This window comes from Nocardia acidivorans NBRC 108247, from assembly GCF_001625085.1.
Classification (GTDB): domain Bacteria; phylum Actinomycetota; class Actinomycetes; order Mycobacteriales; family Mycobacteriaceae; genus Nocardia; species Nocardia acidivorans.
The window spans coordinates 34940-54784 of the sequence record NZ_BDAW01000046.1; the positions used below are offsets into that span (position 1 = coordinate 34940).

Sequence of the window (19845 nt, forward strand, 5' to 3'; positions counted from 1 at the left end):
GCCGACTGTAATTTACGCCGTATGAGGCGGATCACACCGGCTGTGAACTGCGCGAACTCCGGATTCAAGGGTGCGCGAAGGCTGCCGTTCGGCGCGAATGCCGCTGGGCCGCAGGCGCGTGCGCGGTACGGCGGACCGCCGGATTCGCGACCGTCCGGTACGCGTGCGGCCGGATGGGCTCGTACGGCCCGGAAACGCCGACGCCCCCACCGGATTCCCGGCGGGGGCGTGAAAACGGCTGTGCGGGCCCGTCAGAGCCGTTTGTGCAAGGCGTCCGCGGCCGCCACGAGATCGGCGGCCCAGCGCGCGCCCGGCCGCCGCCCCATCCGATCGATGGGTCCGGAGACCGAGACGGCCGCGATCACCGTGCCCGCCGCATCGCGCACGGGCGCGGAAACGCTGGCCACTCCCGCGGCGCGCTCGGCCGCGCTCTGCGCCCAGCCGCGCCGGCGCACCTCGGCCAGCGCGCGCTCACCGAAGACCGCCTCCGGCAGCACGGTGCGCTGCGATTCCAGATCCGACCAGGCCAGCAGCACTTTCGCGGCGGATCCGGCGGTCATCGGCATGCGCGCGCCGACCGGAACGGTGTCCCGCAATCCGGACGCGGGCTCCATCGAGGCCACGCAGACGCGCGCGTTCCCGTCCCGGCGATAGAGCTGCACGCTCTCCCCGGTGATCTCGCGCAGGCGCGGAAGAATGGTCGCCGCGGCGTCCAGCAGCGGATCGCTCGCGGTGGTAGCCAGCTCCGAGAGCGCGGGCCCGGGCCGCCACAGGCCCTGACTGTCGCGGGCCAGCATGCGATGCGTCTCCAGGCCCACGGCCAGGCGATGCGCGGTGGCGCGGGGCAGGCCGGTGCGGGTGCACAACTCATTGAGGCCGCAGGGTTGCTCGGCTACGGCGTGCAGGACCGCCATGGCTTTGTCCAGAACACCGATACCGCTATGCTGTCTCATAGAACGATATTAGCGTCTCGCATGTTGGGAATTGCAAACCAGCTCCCCGACACCAGGGCACTTCTGCCCCGCGCGTCGCGATCCCCGCGTCACCAGCCCGGGCGCGGGTATGTCCTATCGAGAGGTGATGGAGCTATGGCCGATCGGCCACGCACTCTGGCGGAGAAGGTCTGGGAGCAGCACGTCGTCGTTCGCGGCGAAGGTGAAGGCGCGAACCGCGAACCAGACCTCATCTACATCGATCTGCACCTGGTGCACGAGGTCACCAGCCCGCAGGCCTTCGACGGTCTGCGCGCCGCGGGTCGGCCGGTGCGCCGCCCGGATCTCACCATCGCGACCGAGGACCACAATGTCCCGACGATCGACATCGACAAGCCGATCGCCGATCCGATCTCGCGCCTGCAGGTCGACACCCTGCGCAAGAACTGCGAGGAGTTCGGTGTTCGCCTGCACCCCATGGGCGATCTCGACCAGGGCATCGTGCACGTCGTCGGCCCGCAGCTGGGTCTGACCCAGCCCGGCACCACCGTCGTCTGCGGTGATTCGCACACCTCCACGCACGGCGCGTTCGGCGCGCTCGCCATGGGTATCGGCACCAGCGAGGTGGAACACGTGCTGGCGACGCAGACATTGTCGCTGCGCCCGTTCAAGACCATGGCCATCAATATCGACGGCACGCTGCCCGACGGCGTCACCTCCAAGGACGTCATCCTGGCGGTGATCGCGCAGATCGGCACCGGCGGCGGCCAGGGCTATGTGCTGGAGTACCGCGGCGAGGCCGTGCGCTCGATGTCCATGGAAGCCCGGATGACCATGTGCAACATGTCGATCGAGGCCGGTGCGCGGGCGGGCATGGTCGGCCCCGACGCGATCACCTATGAGTTCCTCAAGGGCCGTCCGCACGCCCCCGAGGGCGCGGATTGGGATGCCGCCGTTGCCTCGTGGGACGCGCTGACCACCGATGAGGGCGCGACTTTCGACGCCGAGGTGCATATCGACGCTTCCGCGCTGACCCCCTTCGTGACCTGGGGCACCAACCCGGGACAGGGCCTGCCGCTGGGGGACTCGATCCCGGACCCGGAGCAGCTCGTCGACGAGAACGAGCGTCAGGCGGCCGAGAAGGCGCTGCAGTACATGGACCTGAAGCCGGGCACGCCACTGCGGGATGTCACCGTGGACACTGTTTTCGTCGGCTCCTGCACCAATGGCCGGATCGAGGATTTGCGCGCGGTCGCGGACGTTCTGAAGGGCCGCAAGGTCGCCGACGGCGTGCGTATGTTGATCGTCCCCGGCTCCATGCGGGTGCGGCTGCAGGCGGAAAACGAAGGGCTGGGCGAGATTTTCACCGCCGCGGGCGCGGAATGGCGGCAGGCGGGCTGTTCGATGTGCCTGGGCATGAATTTGGATCAGCTTTCTCCCGGTCAGCGCTGCGCCTCCACCTCGAACCGGAACTTCGAAGGGCGACAGGGCAAGGGCGGCCGCACGCACCTGGTCTCACCGCTGGTCGCGGCGGCCACCGCGGTGCGCGGAACCCTGTCCTCACCGGCGGATCTCAACTGATTTCGGCTCTCCAGGCCCGTAATCCGCTGCCCTCACAGACATCAGGAGAATCACGATGGAAGCCTTCAAGGTCCACAAGGGGATCGGCGTTCCGTTCCGCCGATCCAACGTCGACACCGACCAGATCATCCCCGCCGTCTACCTGAAGCGCGTCACCCGAACGGGTTTCGAGGACGGACTCTTCGCGGCGTGGCGAACGGATCCGAACTTCATTCTGAACGCCGAGCCCTACAACCGCGGCAGTGTGCTGGTCGCCGGTCCGGATTTCGGTACCGGTTCCTCCCGCGAGCATGCGGTTTGGGCGCTGAAAGACTACGGGTTCCGGGTGGTGATCTCGTCGCGCTTCGCCGACATCTTCCGCGGAAACGCCGGTAAGGACGGGCTTCTGACGGCTCGGATGGCGCAGAGCGATGTGGAATTGCTCTGGAAGTTGCTCGAGGAACAGCCCGGTTTGGAATTGGTGACGGACCTCGAGGCGCGCACCGTGACGGCCGGAACGGTCGTGTTGCCGTTCGATATTGACGACTACACACGGTGGCGTCTGCTGGAAGGTTTGGACGACATCGGGCTCACTCTGCGACACAGTGACCAGATCAGCCAGTTCGAAAACGCAAGGCCGACATGGAAACCCACCACCATTCCGGCCCGTATTTCGCAGACGTAATCGTTTGGGGGCGTTAGCTGAACGCCCCCAAACGAGGTAGCTGGTCGTAAGCCATCTCTCATCAAAATGGGTGTGGCAGATTGACTCTTGCTCAAAGAAGGTTTACCGTGGTACCTAGTCGGTCCGACGACGGGCCATTAGTCTGCGGAGGATTCAATGAACAAGGCGGAACTGATCGATGTTCTGACCGAGAAGTTGGGTACTGACAGGCGCACCGCTACTGCTGCTGTCGAGCAGATGGTAGATACGATCGTGCGTGCTGTGAACAAAGGTCAGAGCGTCACCATCACGGGATTCGGTGTCTTCGAACAGCGTAAGCGCGCAGCGCGCGTTGCTCGGAACCCGCGCACCGGTGAAACCGTCAAGGTGAAGCCGACTTCGGTGCCTGCCTTCCGTCCGGGTGCGCAGTTCAAGGCGATCATCGCCGGTAAGCAGAAGATCACCGCGAGCGGCCCGGCCGTGAAACGTGGTGTGGCTGCTCCGGTGTCGGGCAAGCCGGCCGGCGCGAAGAAGGCCGCTGCCAAGAAGACCGCCAAGAAGGCCGCCACCAAGGCACCGGCCAAGACCACGGCGAAGAAGGCCGCGACCAAGGCTCCTGCCAAGAAGGCCACGGCCAAGAAGACCGCCACCAAGGCCGCTGCCAAGAAGACCCCGGCAAAGGCCGTCAAGAAGGCTCCGGCCAAGAAGGCCGCCGTCAAGGCCACCGCGGTCAAGAAGGCCACCGCCAAGAAGGCTCCGGCCAAGAAGACCGCGGCGAAGAAGACCGCGGCGAAGCGCACCGCCCGTCGCTGACGGACCGAACCGCCCGTCACAGACGGGTTTTCGGCGCAATACAACATGTGAGACGGCCCGGCATCGCCGGGCCGTTTCGCACGTTCCGGGGTAGTTGTTCTAGTACATTCGGCCCGTCAGAGGCCGGAAATGGTTCGGCCGCCGGGTAATTGCCGCAAATCTCTAGTGGCAAATCTCCCGGCGGCTCGAAATCCCCTAGCGCGGAATGTCGGTGGGGTTCAATGCCCGGTCCAGATGGTCGGCCGCGACCAACCGGCCCTGCTGCACCGAGAGCACCCAGACGCTGCCCTTGCGATTACGCGCGGCGGGCAGCGTGACGCCGTCCTTCTCCGCCCACCACGCCAGCAGATCCGGAATCACCTTGCCCTGACTGCAGATCACCGGAACGGCGTGATCGGAAACAAGATCACGAATGCGTTTCCGGGCGGCGTCCGGGGCGGCCGCATAACCGGCCTCGGAGAACTGCGGCTCCAGTTCGATGTCCACGCCCAGTTTTTCGGCGAGCGGGGTCACGGTTTGGACACAGCGCAGCGGTGGGGCGGAATGGATTTCGGTGGCGCCGAAGCCGATCAGATTCGGCACCAGCCCGGCAGCCTGTGCGCGCCCGGCCTTTTCGAGCGGGCGCTCGTCGTCCGGGCCCGAGAAACGCTCACGCCGACCGGCCTTGGCATGCCGCACCAGCAGCATGGTGGCCGTATCCGGTGGCAGCCGAAGGAAATTGCGCACGATGTGGCGATCCATCGGGTACGACAGCGCGTCCATGAGTCCGTCCACCCGATGCCACTGGAGCACATCGACTTCGGCGTTGGATTCGAAGTGGCCGTCGAGAATCTGTGCGGCCCAATAGTCCACGCGCTTGATCTTGCGATGCCCGGTCACCGGATAGGTGACGTGCCCGAGGTAGCGGCCCAGCCGGGATCGGATCCCGGTCTCCTCGGCCACCTCGCGCACCGCGGCGACCACCGGGGTCTCACCGGGATCGAGTTTTCCCTTCGGAAGCGACCAGTCATCGTACTTGAGCCGGTGCACGAGGGCGATCTCCACCGCCCCATCGGCCGCGTAACGCCACAGCACCGCCCCCGCGGCCGGAATGTTCGCGGTGACCCTGGGGTCCGGGAAATCGGCGGCGGGGGAATTCGACGGTGTCATGGGCGATCCGGACGTCGCAGTCGCATGAGGTGCTCCTGATGGTCGCGGATGTCCTCACCGGCGATATCGGGATCGGGCTGGGCGACCCAGCTGCCGTCGGGCCGCAGCACCCAGCAGCGGGTGGTGGGGTAGAGCGCGGAGTCGAAGACCTCGCCCAGCTGCTGTGCCAGCTTCGGATCCTTCACCTGTGCCAGTACTTCCACGCGCCGGTCCAGATTCCGGTGCATCATGTCGGCGCTGCCGATCCAATACTCGTTCTGGGCGGCGAAGTGCAGGATGCGCGAATGTTCCAGGTAGCGGCCGAGAATCGAGCGCACCTCGATATTCTCGCTCATTCCGGGGACGCCGGGGCGCAGACCGCAGATGCCGCGGACGACCACCTGCACCGGCACGCCCGCCTGGGAGGCGCGGTACAGCGCGTCGATGATCTGCTCGTCGACCAGGGCGTTGGCCTTCAAGCGGATTCGCGCGTGCTTGCCCTGCGCGGCCAGTTCGACCTCGCGCTCGATGCGCTCCACAATGCCCTGCCGCACGCCGCTGGGGGCGACGAGCAGGTTGCGGTAGCTCGCCTTTCGGGAGTATCCGGTGAGCGAGTTGAACAGGTCGGTCAGGTCCGCGCCGATCTCCGGTGCGGCAGTGAGCAATCCGACATCCTCGTACAGGCGCGCGGTCTTGGGGTTGTAGTTGCCGGTGCCGATATGGCAGTAGCGGCGGATGGTCGCGCCCTCGCGCCGCACCACCAGGCAGGTCTTGCAGTGCGTCTTCAACCCGACCAGGCCGTAGACGACGTGCACGCCCGCCTGCTCCAGGGCGCGCGCCCATTTGATGTTGGCCTGCTCGTCGAAGCGGGCCTTGATCTCGACCAGGGCCACGACCTGCTTACCAGCTTCGGCGGCGTCGATGAGCGCGTTCACGATGGGGGAGTCGCCCGAGGTGCGGTACAGGGTCTGTTTGATCGCCAGCACCTGCGGATCGGCGGCGGCCTGTTCGATGAAGCGCTGCACGCTGGTGGAGAAGGAGTCGTACGGGTGGTGAACCAGCACATCGCCCTCGCGCAGCGCCGCGAAAACGTTTCGGGGCGTTTCCCGTTCGCCGAAGGCGGGCGGGGTGGCGGGCACGTACGGGGCGTCCTTGAGATTGGGCCGGTCCACGCCGTACACCTGCCACAGGCAGGACAGATCGAGCAGGCCGGGCACCTGGATGACATCGCCGGGATCCACATCGAGTTCGCGCAGCAGCAGATCCAGCATGTGCTCGGTCATATCGTCCGAGACCTCGAGCCGCACCGGGGAGCCGAAGCGGCGGCGGGCGAGTTCGCGCTCGAGGGCCTGCAGCAGGTCCTCGTCGCGATCCTCCTCGACCTCGAGATCGGCATTGCGGGTGATGCGGAACGAATGATGTTCCACCACTTCCATTCCCGGGAAGAGCTGATCCAGGTGCGCGGCGATCAGTTCTTCCATCGGCAGGAAGGGGGCCAGCGTGGCGGACTGCGCGGCGCCGGATTCGCGCGGCGAACGCCGCACGCGCACAAAGCGGTCCACATTGTCGGGCACCTTGACGCGGGCGAAGTGTTCCCCGCCGGTGACCGAATCCTTCACCGTGACAGCGAGATTCAGACTCAGGCCGCTGATGTACGGGAACGGGTGCGCCGGATCCACGGCCAGCGGGGTCAGCACCGGGAAGACCTGATCCTGGAAATATCCGGACAGGCGCTGCTTTTCGCCGTCGTCGAGATCGGCCCAGCGGGTGATGGCGATGTGCTCGGCGGTGAGCGCGGGCAGCACCTGATCCAGGAAGACCCGGGCGTGCCGGGCCGCCAGATCCTGGGTGCGGGCCGCGATCATCTCCAACTGTTCGGTGGGGGAGAGCCCGTCGGCGGAGCGGACCGACAGGCCGGTCTCCGCGCGCCTTTTCAGACCGGCGACGCGAACCATGTAGAACTCGTCGAGATTCGACGCGAAGATGGCGAGGAATTTCGCGCGCTCGAGCAGGGGCTGCGAGGTGTCCTCGGCGAGGGCGAGCACCCGGGCGTTGAAGTCGAGCCAGCTGAGTTCCCGGTTCAGGTACCGGTCGGTTGGCAAACGTGTGGCAGTCGCGGCCGTGGGCGGTGGGGTTGCCGCGGGCGGGGCCGCGGGTAGTAGCGGCGGTTGCTTGACGGTATCCGTATCGCTCACTCTCACGATCATTCCTTATGTCGTGTGCGGGGTGCCGCTCTGACACCGTCCATTGCAGCGCAGATCACGCCCGGTCAGCACCGTGAGGAGCCCGCCACGTGGACATGTTCGGCTGCCTGACACGCCCGCGACACGCCGATTTCACTGAGCAGCGTGCCGGTGGCAACTCCGACGCCGAGATCGGCGGCGCGGTCCAGATCGGCGGCGGTGTCGACGTCCTGGCGCAATCCCGGCCAGTCTCCGAGCAATTCCACCGCGCCCGCAGCGATATGCCTGCGAGCCGAATCGGGGCCGAACATCGGGTTCAGCGCCGCGGCCGGATCACGCACCAGCAGGGCGACGGTGCCGCTGCCCTCGTGATCGGCCACCACCGAACGCCGATATCCGGCGACGGTCAGCATGTCGGTCAGTTCCCGTGCGCGCAGTGCGGGCAGATCGGCTTGCAGGGCAAGCAGATCGACCGGACCGTGCGCGGCCCGGATCGCCTCGGCCCCGGCCGCCAGCGCGGCATTGAGGCCACCGGGAACGGCCGGCTCGGGTTGTACGCGCGCGCCGAGGCCACGCACCAGCTCGCTCACCGTCGGGTCCGGCGTCACCACCGTCACCGAGGCGATGCCCACCGCGGCCACCGCCGCACTCACCGTGTCGGTCAGCATGGCCAGCACCAGTCTCGGCCGGTCCTGCGGTCGCAGCCGATCAGCGAGCCGACTCTTGGCCAGCTCGAGATTCTTCACCGCGATCACGGCGTGCACGGTGCTCAATGTGCCCTCGCGGTTCACTTTGCCCTCCGCTTCGCTCCGGGCTGAGTGCGCGGCCTGGGAGCCTCGCTTCTTCCCTCCTCCGCTCCTCCGCGTCGCTCCCCCGCTCCGTCAGTCCAGAACCGAGACGGCCACGAACTCTCGGTGTGGATGCACTTGACCGTGCGCATGCCCGAATCCTCCCACTTCAAAATGACGGCTGCATGAGCACCCGCCCACGCACAGCGATAACCCGCGCTCGACCGTGTGCCTTCCCTCGACTATGACGCGCTTCGGCTGACGCGCGGAGCGGCTTCGCGCGCGTGTTCGGATCGGCGACTCCGGCCCGAAGATCGCGGCCCGCCCCGGTTCTGGACCGCGGCTCCATAGACCTGCGCCTTGGAGCGGGGGAGCGGAGGAGCGGAGGGAGGGAAGAACCGGGATACGGGGCCGCGATACGCCGGAGCGATGCGGCTGACGTGCTGAGCGGCTTCGCGCGCGCGTGTTCGGATCGGCGACTCCGACCCGAAGATCGTGGCCCGCCCCGGTTCTGGACTGAGTGGAGCGCCGGAGCGATGCGGCTGACGTGCGTCGGCTGACGTGCTGAGCGGTTTCGCGAGCGCGTGTTCGGATCGGCGACTCCGGCCCGAAGATCGCGGCCCGCCCCCGGTTCTGGACTGAGTGGAGCGGGGGAGCGAAGCGGGGGAGCGGAGGGAGGGAAGAACCGGGGTCACAGGGCCGCGATACGCCGAAGCGAAGCGAAGGCAGAGATTCCAGCCAAATATATGCTGGGCGGATGGCTAGGGCAGCGGTGTTGGGAGCGGGGTCTTGGGGGACCGCGTTCGCGAAGGTGTTGGCGGAGGCGGGGACCGAGGTCACCATGTGGGCTCGTCGGCCGGAGGTGGCGAAAGTCCTTGCGAGCGAGCATCGCAATCCCTGGTATCTGCCGGAGGTGACATTGCCGCCGATCGGCGCGACCGATGATCATCGGATCGCGTTGGCGGGGGCGGACATTGTGGTGCTGGCGGTGCCGTCGCAGTCGCTGCGGGGCAATCTGGCGCAGTGGCAGCCCGATATTCCGGCTGAGGCCACGCTGCTGAGTCTGGCCAAGGGCATCGAGACCGGGACGCTGCTGCGGATGAGTCAGGTCATCTCCGAAGTCAGCGGGGCGGATCCGAGTCGGGTGGCGGTGCTGTCGGGGCCGAACCTGGCGCATGAGGTGGCGGCGCGGCAGCCGACCGCGACCGTGGTCGCCTGCACCGATACCGCGCGGGCCGAGGCGGTGCAGCACGCGAGCGCCACCGGATACTTCCGGCCGTACACCAACAGCGATGTGATCGGCTGTGAGATCGGCGGGGCCTGCAAGAACGTCATCGCGCTCGCCTGCGGTATCGCCTCGGGAATGGGATTGGGCGACAACTCGATTGCCAGCCTGATCACCCGCGGACTGGCCGAGATCATTCGCCTGGGCGTGGCGGTCGGCGCCGAACCGGTGACCCTGGCCGGGCTGGCCGGGGTCGGCGATCTGGTCGCCACCTGCACCTCACCGCTGTCGCGCAATCGCTCGTTCGGGCATGCGCTCGGTGCGGGCGGCACCATCGAATCGGCGCAGCGGGCCACTCATGGCCAGGTCGCCGAGGGTGTGAAGTCCTGCACATCGGTGCGGGCACTGGCCGCGGCGCACGGTGTCGAGATGCCGCTGACCAATGCCATGCATCAGGTCTGCCACGAGGGGCTGCCCACCGCCGATGCGGTCGGGCAATTGCTGGGCCGCCGCCTCAAGTCCGAGTAATCGCGTTCGCGCACGGCGCGATGGCGACTCGACCTGGAGTGACCGCGTCACCGCGCCGGTATCGCCGCCGGATATGGTTCCGGGCATGACCAACAGGATCCGGGTGGCGGTGGTGTTCGGCGGGCGCAGCAACGAGCATGGCGTCTCGTGTGTGTCGGCCCGTACGGTCTTGGGCAGCCTCGATCCCGAACGGTACGAGGCGGTTCCGATCGGCATCACCCGCGAGGGCACCTGGGTGCTGAACGCCGCGGATTCGCGGGCGCTCACCGCCGACGCGAGCCGGGAACTGCCGTCGGTGGATGCCGCGGGCACCGAGCTGACCCTCGCCGCCGATCCCAGTCGCGCCGGTGGACTGGTTCCGCTGGGCAGCGCGGACGCGGTGCTCGGCAGCGTGGATCTGGTGTTCCCGGTGCTGCACGGGCCCTTCGGTGAGGACGGCACCCTGCAGGGCCTGCTCGAGCTCTCCGGGGTGCCGTATGTCGGTCCGGGCGTGCTGGCCTCGGCCGCCGGTATGGACAAGGAGTTCACCAAGAAACTCCTTGCCGCGGAAGGGCTTCCGATCGGCGTCCAGGTGGTGCTGCGGCCCGGTGTCACGGCGTTGTCGGCGGCGGACCGGGATCGGCTCGGCCTGCCGGTGTTCGTCAAGCCCGCGCGCGGCGGGTCCTCCATCGGGATCACCAAGGTCGACAGCTGGGATGCGCTCGACGCCGCGATCGCCGTTGCGCGCCAGCATGATCCGAAGGTGATCATCGAGGCCGGGATCGTGGGTCGCGAAGTCGAGTGCGGCGTACTGGAATTCCCGGACGGCCGGGTGGAAGCCAGTGTGGTGGCGGAGATTCGGATGCCCGAGGAGACGCCCGAGGGGCCAGAGTTCTACGACTTCGACACCAAATACCTCGACGACGTCTGCGAATTCGATGTGCCCGCCAAACTGGACGACGATGTGTCGCAACAGATTCGGGATCTCGCGGTACAGGCGTTTCGTGCGCTGGACTGCCAGGGCCTGGCCCGCGTCGACTTCTTCGTCACCGCCGACGGACCGGTGATCAACGAGATCAACACCATGCCCGGTTTCACCGCCATCTCCATGTACCCCCGCATGTGGGAGGCGACCGGCATTGGCCACCGCGAACTGGTGACCACTTTGGTGGAGACGGCGCTCGCCCGCGGCACCGGCCTGCGCTGAATCCCGCGTATGGGTGACCGCCGTTCCCGACTTCAGGGCGACGGCGGTGACCGCGGTTCGCGGTCGGCGACCGGCCTCAGTTGGGCAGCGGTCCCGGGTCGAGTGGCTGCTGGGGGATCGCCTTGGTAATGGCGTCCGAAATCTCTTGCAGCGGAGTCGGTCCCGCGTTGTCGGGCATGGTGAGCGCGATGTAGGTGCCGCGATCCACCGCCCAGTAGGTGCCCGAGGCCGCGCCGCTGGTCTGGTCGCGCACGTCGAACCAGTTGACGTTGTTCACGACCTGTAGCGGTGAGGCGCGATTGAATTCCAGCGGCCGGTCCAGCCCACAGCGCAGCACGATCGCGTCACCGCCGTCGGCCGGCTGCCATGCCTTGGCTCCCGCCGGTGCGGGCTGCACCAACTCCGAGGTCGTGTAGTCGCCGAGCTTGTCCGGCAGTGCGGGCAGCAGCGCCGAACACTGCGGACCGGTCGCCGCGGGGGCCTGCACCGCGCCCAGCACCAGGGGTTCCCGCGCCGGATGCCGATTCGCCAGCACACCCATGACGAGCACACCCGCCACCAGCGCGACGGGCAGCGCGATGGCGGTGGCGATCAGCGCGGGGGAGCGGCGCTCTTCCGGCTCCTCGGGCTCGGCGGGCTGCTTCGCGATATCCACCGTGCCGGGTTCGCCGGGTTCGCCGGTTTCGGGCGTGCGGGATTCCGGTTCGCTGCCGCGGGTGTCGTTGCTCATCCGGTCGTCGGTCCCCGATCGTGCCGTGCCGGGCACAGCGCGTCCCGGCTGGTGGTCGTCGATTTCGTGTCCGAGGGTACCGTTTCGGGGTCCGAGGTCCGCAGTCCACTCACGCCGAGGAGATCGTCATCACCGCCAGCAGCAGGCGTCGTGGTTCGCAGAGCCGCGCCGCTGTCGATCGCTTTCCCGGATACCCCGCCGATGCGCGGACCGTGCGCGAGCTCGGGGAGTTCGGGTTGATCGCGCGGATCAACGCGGGGCGTGAGCAGGGGCCGGGGGTGCTGCTCGGGCCGGGGGACGACGCGGCGGTGGTGGCCGCGCCGGAGGGCCGGTTCGTGGTGACGACGGACATGCTGGTGCAAGACCGGCATTTCCGGCTCGACTGGTCCGGTGGACACGACATCGGGCGCAAGGCCATAGCGCAGAATGCCGCGGATGTCGTCGCCATGGGAGCGACGCCGAGCGCGTTCGTGGTCTCCTTCGGGTGCCCGCCGGAGACCCCGGTCGATTTCGTCACCGATCTCGCCGACGGCATGTGGGCCGAGGCCGAGCGGGCGGGCGCCTCCATCGCGGGCGGGGATGTGGTGCGCGCCCCGCTGCTGGTGATCTCGGTGACCGCGTTCGGTGATCCGGCCGGGCGCGAGCCGATCCTCAAATCGGGTGCGCGCCCGGGTGATGTGGTGGCGGTGGCCGGGCTGCTCGGTTGGTCCGCGGCGGGACTGGGGCTGCTGCTCGACGGCAACGACACCGAGAACTATCGCTGCGTCGATACCAGCTACTGGTCCGAAGTCGTTGCCGTGCACAAGGTTCCGCAGCCGCCATACGCCGCCGTGCTGGATCTGCCGCCGGGTTCCGAGCCCACCGCGCTGACCGATGTCTCCGACGGCCTGCTGGCCGATTTGGGGCATATTGCCGAATCATCCGGTGTGGCTGTCGATCTCGACTCCGCGGCCCTCGCCGATCCCATGCTGGACCCCATCGCGCAAGCCCTCGAAACGAACGCGCTCGACTGGATTCTGGCGGGCGGGGAGGATCACGCCTTCGCCGCGACTTTCCCGGAATCCGTTGATCTGCCTGCGGGTTGGGTCCGCATCGGACGAGTGCTCGAGGGTTCGGGCGTGACGGTCGACGGTGCCGCCAGATCCGGGCCCACCGGTTGGGAATCCTTCGCTTAGGTGGGTGGTCTTCCCACGTGAAACTCGCCACGATAAGTTTTCCCGACATGGGCAACAAACCGCTGTCGGAGGTCGTCGATTCAGGGTGGGCCGAGGCCCTGGAACCGGTGGCCGATCGCATTGCCGAGATGGGCGAATTCCTGCGTAACGAAAACGCCGCCGGGCGTGGCTATCTCCCCAAGGGAGACAATGTGCTGCGCGCCTTCCAGCGTCCGTTCGACAAGGTCCGGGTTCTCATCGTCGGCCAGGATCCGTACCCGACCCCCGGCCATGCCATGGGGTTGAGTTTCTCGGTGGAACCGGATGTGAAGCCGGTCCCGCGCAGTCTCGCCAATATCTTCTCCGAACTGACCAAGGATCTCGAACTCCCGATGCCGTCGTGCGGTGACCTCTCGCCGTGGTCGGATCAGGGCGTACTCATGCTGAACCGAGTTCTCACCGTGCAGCCGGGCCAGGCGGCCTCGCATCGCGGTAAGGGCTGGGAGGCGGTGACGGAGCAGGCAATTCGCGCGCTCGTCGCCCGTGAGCAGCCGCTGGTCGCCATTCTGTGGGGGCGCGACGCCATGACATTGAAGCCGATGCTGGGTTCGACCCCGTACATCGAATCCGCGCATCCCTCACCGCTGTCCGCCTCGCGCGGATTCTTCGGTTCGCGCCCGTTCTCCCGAACCAATGAATTGCTGGGTACATTGGGTGCCGCGCCGGTGGACTGGCGTCTGCCCTAAGCGCGAATCCGTTGAACCGATTCAGGAGCATGTGAATGCAGAACAAGACTGCCCGTGGTGTTTTCGTGGCGCTGGTGGCGGGAGCGGCCCTCGCCGGCGCTCCGGCCGCGGCCAATGCCGATGCGCTGACGTTGGAGCCCTTTACCGACGCGGCCGCCGCGACCGAGGGTGGCACCCAGGTGGCCAGCCTGTTCGACACCAATAGCGCCACCACCATGAGCTCGCAGGTGACCTCGCGGATCGCCTGCCTGCCGATGACGATCAGCCAGAACCTGGACTGCTTCACCGGCGATCGCTGAATCAGCTCGACGCGCGGTCGGCGCGGCGCACCATGCGCATTTCGACTGCGGGAGTGAAGGCTTCGACCCGATGTGTGCCGTCGGCTTCGAAGCCGTATTTTCTGTAGAAGGCCCGGGCGCGCGGATTCTCCTGGAATACCCAGAGTGAGGTGTCCGTGTCCCGGGCCAGCACCGTTTCCATGAGTTCGCGCGCGACACCGGTGCCGTACCAGGCTGCCCGGATGTACATGGCGCTGAGTTCGCGTTCGGCGACCGGTGATTCGTCGCGGGCGGGACCGGTACTGGCGAATCCGATGACGGTGCCGTCGATTACGGCTACCGCGATATGGCCCGGATAGTTCTCCCGGATCTTCTCCCAGGCGGCGGCGCGCCGGTCGACGTCGAATGCGTCGAGCACATGCGCGGGCACCAAATCCCGATAGGCCTCACGCCAGCAGGCGATATGGCATTCGGCCATGCTGCGCACATGTTCGGCTCCGAGCCGAACCACCTGCCACTCACTCATTCTCGCTCCCCGTGCGCGCGAAATGTCTCGGGCGCAACAAAAGCCCCGGATCACCCATTGTGGGCGCCGGGGCGTTTGCGGAAAAGTGGGCGATCAGCCGCGCGCGACCTTACCGGCCTTGAGGCAGGAGGTGCACACGTTCATGCGGCGGGTGTTGCCGGGGGCAACCTGCGCACGCACAGTCTGGATGTTCGGATTCCAACGACGGTTGGTGCGCCGGTGCGAATGCGAAACCGACTTACCGAAGCCGGGGCCCTTGGCGCAGACGTCGCAGACGGCAGCCATAGTCGCGAGCTCCTTCATGTCATGTTGGGACGCGCTGTTCGAATAAACAGCGAGTCCGGAAACGTAATGTCTTGGGACGTGCCTGCCAGCGAATCGCTAGCGAACGCGTTTCTGATGCCTGAGAAGGATCAGTGCCCGCGTCGGGCAACCGCACAAGAGTAACCGCCTCCAACCCGGCGTGTCCAATTGCCCCCGGTTCGGCACCCGGTGGGCCCGAACGAACGGCAGGTGACGGCGGGGTGTCGGTAGTCGAGACTAGGCTGGCGGGCGGGGTTGGGGAGGCTTGATGCGCGGCGAGAGGACGGTGACGGTGCCCAGGGTCGGGGATGAGCTCGACGGTGAAGCGCTGCTGCGATGGGCGCACGCCTGCCTACAGGCGCTCACCCGCCACCGTGACGAAATAAACGCCCTCAATGTGTTCCCCGTCGCCGACTCCGATACCGGAACCAACCTGCTGAGCACCATGCGCGCCGCCGTGCGCGGAGCCGAGAACGCCGCCGCTCGCCCCGCACCACCGAGCCCACCCGCCCGGAGCGAACCCGGGCGCGGTCGGCGCGATGGAATCCCCACCTCGGTTGACGGGGTGGGCGCGACCACCGAAGCGCGGCATGACGGACATTCCCCGGCTGAAGGTGCCGCGGTGGCCGCGCCGGCGGTCTCCCCTGTCCGGAGCGGATCGGGCAAACCGCTGCGTGGTCGGGGCGAGGAGATTCTCACCTCGGTTGACGGGGTGGGCGCAACCACCGAAGCGCGGCATGACGGACATTCGTCGCACATGGGCGCTGTCGCCGAGGAGTCCGCCACCTCGGTGACCGCGGAAGCGGGGCGGCTGCCCGCGTCGGCGGCGATGAACCCGGAGGCTCCGACAGCCGCGGTGTCGGCGCATGCGATTGCCGGTGCCATGGCGAGGGCGTCGACGCTCGGGGCGCGGGGGAATTCGGGGATCATCCTGTCGCAGGTGCTGCGCGGGATCGCGGACGCGGTGCGTGAGGAGGACCTCAATGCGGGATCGCTGCGGGTGGCCCTGCACCGGGCGGCGCGGCTGGTGCGCGAGGCGCTGAGTTCACCGGTGGAGGGGACCATGCTCACCGTGCTGGATCGGGCGGCCGATCACGCGGCGGAGTGCTCGGATCAGACCCTGCGCGCGGTGGCACTGGCCGCCGCCGATGGAGCTGCCAAAGCCTTGGGGGAGACGCCCTCGCAATTGGGGGTGCTCGCGCGTGCGGGAGTGGTGGACGCGGGCGCACGCGGCCTGTTGGTGCTCCTCGACGAACTGGTGGCCGCCGCGGGCGGCCAGGCACCGCACCGCCCCGAGTACGTGCGACGGCACGGGTGCGAGGTAACCGCCACTGCGGGCGGAGCGGGCAACACGATCGGCCCGGGTGCTGAATTGCGCGGCGCGGTCGGCACAGCTCTCGATGATCGCGGCGGTGCGGCCGAAAACAGTAGCGCCGCGGACGAAATCGGTGGCGGCGCGGCTGGAAGCGGCAGTAGCGCGGCCGAAAACCGCGGCGGTGCGGCTGGACGCGGTGGTGGTGTGGCCGAAAACGACGGCGGTACGGCCGGAAGCGGTGGCCGCGCGGCCGGAAACGGTGGCGGTGTGGCCGAAAACGACGGCGCTGCGGCCGGAAGCGGTGGCGGTGTGGCTGGAAGCGGTGGCGGTGTGGCCGAAAACGACGGCGCTGCGGCCGGAAGCCGTGGCGGTGTGGCCGGAAGCGGTGGCGGTGTGGCCGGAAGCGGTGGCGGTGTGGCCGGAAGCGGTGGCGGTGTGGCCGAAAACGACGGCGGTGCGGTCGGAAACCCTGGCGCTGAGGTCGGGAGGGCGGCGCGGCGGGGTGGGGATGCGGGCGGGCGGCTGATCGATTCGGTTGCGGGGCATGTGAATACGCGGGCGCTGGCGGAGGAGGACGTCTCGGGGCATATGGCTGTCGGTGGGGTGCCGCACTATGAGGTCATGTTCTTGTTGACCGGGGCCGATGAGGCGGGTGTGGACGCGCTGCGGGAAAAGCTCGGGGGGTTGGGGGATTCGGTTGCGGTGGTGGGGGATGGGGAGGGGACCTGGTCGGCGCATGTGCACTGCGCGGATGCGGGGGCGGCGGTCGAGGCGGGGCTGGCGGCCGGTGCGCTGAGCGGGATTCGGATCGAGACGCTGGCCGTCTCGGCGCACGCACCGCAGGAGCCGGTCGAGCGCGGCATTCTCGCGGTGGCCGCCGGGGCGGGTGCGGTGCGTTTGTTCGAGGACGCCGGGGCGCAGGTGCTCGAGGGCGAGGTCACCGCCGAGGCGCTGCTCTCGGGTATCAGACGGCTACCGCATCGGGAGGTGCTGGTGCTGCCCAATGGCGCACTGCCCGCCCATGAGCTGGTCGCGGTGAGTGTGGCCGCGCGCGACGGCAATCGGGATGTGCTGATGCTGCCCAGCGCCTCCATGGTGCAGGGCCTGGCGGCGCTGTCCATGCACGACGGCGGCCGCATCGCGGTGGACGATGCCTTCGCCATGTCCGAGGCCGCCGCCGGAACCCGGTGGGGCGCTTTGCGAATTGCCCCCGAACGCGCGCTGACCATTGTCGGCACCTGTGAGGCCGGGGACGGTCTGGGCCTGGTCGGACACGATGTGGTCGTAATCGATCCCGATGTGCGGGCGGCGGGCCGCACACTGCTGGACCGAATGCTCGGTCTCGGTGGCGAATTGGTGACCATGCTGGTCGGTGCCGAAGCGCCGCGGGGACTTTCGCAGGAGTTGGCCGAGCACGTCGGCGCCTCGTTCCCGGGTGTCGAGGTGGTGGTGTATCCCGGCGGACAAGCCGGTGATCTGGTGCAGATCGGGGTGGAATAGGTGGCGACACTGGGTGATCGGCTCGACCATGTGCTCGGCGTGAAGGCCGCCGAACCGCTGGCCGAGGCATTCGACATGCACACCGTCGAGGACCTGCTACGGCATTACCCGCTGCGCTACGCGACCCAGGGGCAGCCGCTCACCGAGGAAGCGCCGGAGGAGGGCCAGCACATCACCGTGATGGGCCGGGTCACCAAAACCGATCTGCGCCCCATGAAGAATCGGCGCGGCAGTCTGCTCAAGGTGAGTCTGGACACCGGCGGGTCCAAGCCCATCGAGGTCACCTTCTTCAACGGCGACAAGGTGCGGCACCTGGTGAAGGAGGGCGTACGCGCCATGATGTCCGGAACCGTGCACTGGTGGCGACCGGACCGCTGGAATCTCTCGCATCCGGACTATCTGATCCTGCCCAGCAAAGGGGACGGTTCCATCGAGAACCTCACCTCGGTGCGCGGCGGCGGCGCCCTGCGCGGTCTCGCCCAGAGCGCGAAAGGCGCGGGCGGCGTGGATATCTCGTTCTTCGAACGCGAATTCATCCCCGTCTACCCGGCGACCGCGAAGGTGCAGAGCTGGGATCTGCTGCGCTGCGTGCGCCAGATCCTGGATCAGCTCGACCCCATCGACGATCCGCTGCCCGAGGAACTGCGCACCGAGCATTCGCTCATGCCGGTCTCCGATGCGCTGCGCCTGATCCACCTACCCGACAGCAAACTCGATATCGACCGGGCGCGCGGTCGCCTGCGTTTCGACGAGGCGCTGGCACTACAACTGGTGCTGGCCGAACGTCGGCACCGCACCGAGGGCCGCACCGCCAAATCCAGTCCGCCGCGCACCGACGGTATCGCCGCCGCCTTCGACAAACGGCTGCCCTTCGAACTCACCGAGGGCCAGCGCACCGTCATCGATGAGATCTCCGCCGATCTGACCCGCACCCATCCCATGCACCGGCTGCTCCAGGGCGAGGTCGGCTCCGGTAAGACCATCGTCGCCCTGCACGCCATGCTCCAAGTGGTCGACAACGGTCAGCAGTGCGCACTGCTCGCCCCGACCGAAGTGCTTGCCGCACAGCACTATCGGTCCCTGAAGGCCATGCTCGGTGATCTCGGCGACGCCGGTGAACTGGGTGCGGCCGACAATGCCACCAAAGTGGTGCTGGTGACCGGATCCATGTCGGCCGGGCAGAAGAAGGCGGCCCTGCTCGATGCGGTGACCGGTGCGGCGGGCATCCTCATCGGCACGCACGCCCTCATCCAGGACAATGTCGAATTCTTCGATCTCGGCATGGTGATCGTCGACGAACAGCATCGCTTCGGCGTCGAACAGCGAGATGCCTTGCGCGCCAAGGCCAAGAACGGGATCAGCCCGCACCTGCTGGTCATGACCGCGACCCCGATTCCGCGCACCATCGCCATGACCACCCTCGGCGATCTGGAGACCTCCACCCTGACCCAGCTCCCGCGCGGGCGCTCACCCATCACCTCGAAGGTGGTGCCCGCCAAGGTGAAACCGTCCTGGGTGGATCGCGCCTGGGAACGCATTCACGAGGAGGTCGGGGCGGGCCGTCAGGCGTACGTGGTGTGCTCGCGCATCGGCGATCAGGAGGACGATCCGAAAGCCAAGGGCCGCAAGGCGAAATCCGAGGAGGAGAAGGAGGGGCCGACCACGCATTCGGCGGTCGACGTCTTCGAGATGCTCTCCACCGGCCCGCTGAAGGACCTGCGCGTCGGACTGCTGCACGGCCGCCTGCCCTCCGATGAGAAAGACCGCGTCATGCGCGCTTTCAATGAGGCCGATATCGACGTGCTGGTCTGCACCACGGTCGTCGAGGTGGGCGTGGACGTCCCCAATGCCACGGTCATGGCGATCATGGATGCCGATCGTTTCGGCGTGAGCCAACTCCATCAGCTCCGCGGCCGCGTGGGCCGGGGCAAGCACCCCGGCCTGTGCCTGCTCATCACCGAATCCGGCCCGGTCGGAACGGCGATTGCGCGATTGGAGGCGGTCGCCGCCACCACCGACGGCTTCGAACTCGCCGTCCTGGACCTGCGCCAGCGCCGTGAAGGCGATGTGCTGGGCTCGGCCCAGTCCGGCACCGCCCGCAGCCTGCGCCTGCTCTCCCTGCTGGACGACCTGGAAGTCATCACCGCCGCACAGCAATTGGCCCGCGAGGTCACCGAATCCGACCCCGGCCTGAAAAACCACCCCGGCCTGGCAAGCATGATGCACGCCGCCGTGGACGGCGAACGCCTCGAGTACCTCGCCAAGTCGTAAGAGTTCGGACGTGCA

Annotated in this window: 17 protein-coding genes; 10 read left to right on the plus strand and 7 right to left on the minus strand. The window is 67.8% G+C overall.

Annotated features, from left to right (window positions below; translation table 11 throughout):
* Window positions 1–251: 251 nt before the first annotated feature.
* Window positions 252–953: an IclR family transcriptional regulator gene (locus tag NA10_RS23700; RefSeq protein WP_067571619.1), complete on the minus strand. Its 702-nt coding sequence runs from the start codon at window positions 951–953 to the stop codon at window positions 252–254.
* A gap of 135 nt (window positions 954–1088) precedes the next feature.
* Here NA10_RS23700 and leuC point away from each other — a divergent pair, with 135 nt between their 5' ends.
* From leuC to NA10_RS23715, 3 genes are all read left to right on the plus strand, one after another.
* Window positions 1089–2513 carry a 3-isopropylmalate dehydratase large subunit gene (gene leuC / locus NA10_RS23705; RefSeq protein ID WP_067571621.1) on the plus strand — a complete coding sequence of 475 codons (1425 nt, stop codon included), beginning with the start codon at window positions 1089–1091 and terminating at the stop codon, window positions 2511–2513.
* A 55-nt stretch (window positions 2514–2568) separates the two neighbouring features.
* Complete coding sequence (leuD, locus tag NA10_RS23710) at window positions 2569–3177, plus strand: 3-isopropylmalate dehydratase small subunit (RefSeq protein WP_067571623.1); 609 nt, start codon at window positions 2569–2571, stop codon at window positions 3175–3177.
* Between the two features lie 156 nt (window positions 3178–3333).
* Complete coding sequence (locus NA10_RS23715; RefSeq protein ID WP_067571625.1) at window positions 3334–3969, plus strand: HU family DNA-binding protein; 636 nt, start codon at window positions 3334–3336, stop codon at window positions 3967–3969.
* Window positions 3970–4164: 195 nt separating this feature from the next.
* Here the strand turns inward: NA10_RS23715 and NA10_RS23720 are convergent, their stop codons facing one another.
* From NA10_RS23720 to cofC, 3 genes are all read right to left on the minus strand, one after another.
* Window positions 4165–5118: an NUDIX hydrolase gene (locus NA10_RS23720; RefSeq protein ID WP_067571628.1), complete on the minus strand. Its 954-nt coding sequence runs from the start codon at window positions 5116–5118 to the stop codon at window positions 4165–4167.
* The gene (locus NA10_RS23725) at window positions 5115–7304 is read right to left on the minus strand and encodes an RNA degradosome polyphosphate kinase (RefSeq protein ID WP_067571630.1); all 2190 of its coding nucleotides are present in this window, start codon (window positions 7302–7304) and stop codon (window positions 5115–5117) included. The genes NA10_RS23720 and NA10_RS23725 overlap by 4 nt, the downstream gene beginning before the upstream one ends.
* A 62-nt stretch (window positions 7305–7366) precedes the next feature.
* Window positions 7367–8071 (minus strand): 2-phospho-L-lactate guanylyltransferase, encoded by a 705-nt coding sequence (gene cofC / locus NA10_RS23730; RefSeq protein WP_245677711.1) that lies wholly within the window; start codon window positions 8069–8071, stop codon window positions 7367–7369.
* Window positions 8072–8825: 754 nt separating this feature from the next.
* Between cofC and NA10_RS23735 the strand changes: the two genes are divergently transcribed.
* Entirely contained in the window at window positions 8826–9821 is a 996-nt protein-coding gene (locus NA10_RS23735) for an NAD(P)H-dependent glycerol-3-phosphate dehydrogenase (RefSeq protein WP_067571632.1), read from the plus strand.
* 85 nt (window positions 9822–9906) lie between these two features.
* A complete protein-coding gene (locus tag NA10_RS23740; RefSeq protein ID WP_067571635.1) occupies window positions 9907–11007 on the plus strand; it encodes a D-alanine--D-alanine ligase family protein in 1101 nt (366 codons plus the stop codon).
* 76 nt (window positions 11008–11083) lie between these two features.
* Here NA10_RS23740 and NA10_RS23745 read toward each other — a convergent pair whose 3' ends face one another.
* The gene (locus tag NA10_RS23745; protein ID WP_084515173.1) at window positions 11084–11737 is read right to left on the minus strand and encodes a DUF3515 domain-containing protein; all 654 of its coding nucleotides are present in this window, start codon (window positions 11735–11737) and stop codon (window positions 11084–11086) included.
* 212 nt (window positions 11738–11949) lie between these two features.
* Here NA10_RS23745 and NA10_RS23750 point away from each other — a divergent pair, with 212 nt between their 5' ends.
* The 3 genes from NA10_RS23750 to NA10_RS23760 are packed head-to-tail and all read left to right on the plus strand — an operon-like array spanning window position 11950 to window position 13936.
* Window positions 11950–12912: a thiamine-phosphate kinase gene (locus tag NA10_RS23750; protein ID WP_067571637.1), complete on the plus strand. Its 963-nt coding sequence runs from the start codon at window positions 11950–11952 to the stop codon at window positions 12910–12912.
* A gap of 47 nt (window positions 12913–12959) precedes the next feature.
* On the plus strand, window positions 12960–13637 hold the full coding sequence (locus NA10_RS23755) for a uracil-DNA glycosylase (RefSeq protein WP_067571639.1): 678 nt from the start codon (window positions 12960–12962) through the stop codon (window positions 13635–13637).
* Window positions 13638–13672: 35 nt separating this feature from the next.
* Entirely contained in the window at window positions 13673–13936 is a 264-nt protein-coding gene (locus NA10_RS23760) for a hypothetical protein (protein WP_067571641.1), read from the plus strand.
* 1 nt (window position 13937) lies between these two features.
* Here the strand turns inward: NA10_RS23760 and NA10_RS23765 are convergent, their stop codons facing one another.
* A complete protein-coding gene (locus NA10_RS23765) occupies window positions 13938–14441 on the minus strand; it encodes a GNAT family N-acetyltransferase (RefSeq protein WP_067571644.1) in 504 nt (167 codons plus the stop codon).
* 93 nt (window positions 14442–14534) lie between these two features.
* Window positions 14535–14726: a 50S ribosomal protein L28 gene (rpmB, locus tag NA10_RS23770; protein ID WP_039799620.1), complete on the minus strand. Its 192-nt coding sequence runs from the start codon at window positions 14724–14726 to the stop codon at window positions 14535–14537.
* Between the two features lie 286 nt (window positions 14727–15012).
* Here rpmB and NA10_RS35885 point away from each other — a divergent pair, with 286 nt between their 5' ends.
* The gene (locus tag NA10_RS35885) at window positions 15013–17559 is read left to right on the plus strand and encodes a DAK2 domain-containing protein (protein WP_245677715.1); all 2547 of its coding nucleotides are present in this window, start codon (window positions 15013–15015) and stop codon (window positions 17557–17559) included.
* Entirely contained in the window at window positions 17560–19830 is a 2271-nt protein-coding gene (gene recG / locus NA10_RS23780; protein WP_067571646.1) for an ATP-dependent DNA helicase RecG, read from the plus strand.
* The last annotated feature ends 15 nt before the right edge of the window (window positions 19831–19845 follow it).

Coding starts and splice junctions, on each gene's coding strand:
- NA10_RS23700 (WP_067571619.1), bottom strand. CDS start 953: ATGAGACAGCATAGCGGTATCGGTGTTCTGGACAAAGCCATGGCGGTC.
- leuC (WP_067571621.1), top strand. CDS start 1,089: ATGGCCGATCGGCCACGCACTCTGGCGGAGAAGGTCTGGGAGCAGCAC.
- leuD (WP_067571623.1), top strand. CDS start 2,569: ATGGAAGCCTTCAAGGTCCACAAGGGGATCGGCGTTCCGTTCCGCCGA.
- NA10_RS23715 (WP_067571625.1), top strand. CDS start 3,334: ATGAACAAGGCGGAACTGATCGATGTTCTGACCGAGAAGTTGGGTACT.
- NA10_RS23720 (WP_067571628.1), bottom strand. CDS start 5,118: ATGACACCGTCGAATTCCCCCGCCGCCGATTTCCCGGACCCCAGGGTC.
- NA10_RS23725 (WP_067571630.1), bottom strand. CDS start 7,304: ATGATCGTGAGAGTGAGCGATACGGATACCGTCAAGCAACCGCCGCTA.
- NA10_RS23735 (WP_067571632.1), top strand. CDS start 8,826: ATGGCTAGGGCAGCGGTGTTGGGAGCGGGGTCTTGGGGGACCGCGTTC.
- NA10_RS23740 (WP_067571635.1), top strand. CDS start 9,907: ATGACCAACAGGATCCGGGTGGCGGTGGTGTTCGGCGGGCGCAGCAAC.
- NA10_RS23745 (WP_084515173.1), bottom strand. CDS start 11,737: ATGAGCAACGACACCCGCGGCAGCGAACCGGAATCCCGCACGCCCGAA.
- NA10_RS23755 (WP_067571639.1), top strand. CDS start 12,960: ATGGGCAACAAACCGCTGTCGGAGGTCGTCGATTCAGGGTGGGCCGAG.
- NA10_RS23760 (WP_067571641.1), top strand. CDS start 13,673: ATGCAGAACAAGACTGCCCGTGGTGTTTTCGTGGCGCTGGTGGCGGGA.
- NA10_RS23765 (WP_067571644.1), bottom strand. CDS start 14,441: ATGAGTGAGTGGCAGGTGGTTCGGCTCGGAGCCGAACATGTGCGCAGC.
- rpmB (WP_039799620.1), bottom strand. CDS start 14,726: ATGGCTGCCGTCTGCGACGTCTGCGCCAAGGGCCCCGGCTTCGGTAAG.
- NA10_RS35885 (WP_245677715.1), top strand. CDS start 15,013: ATGCGCGGCGAGAGGACGGTGACGGTGCCCAGGGTCGGGGATGAGCTC.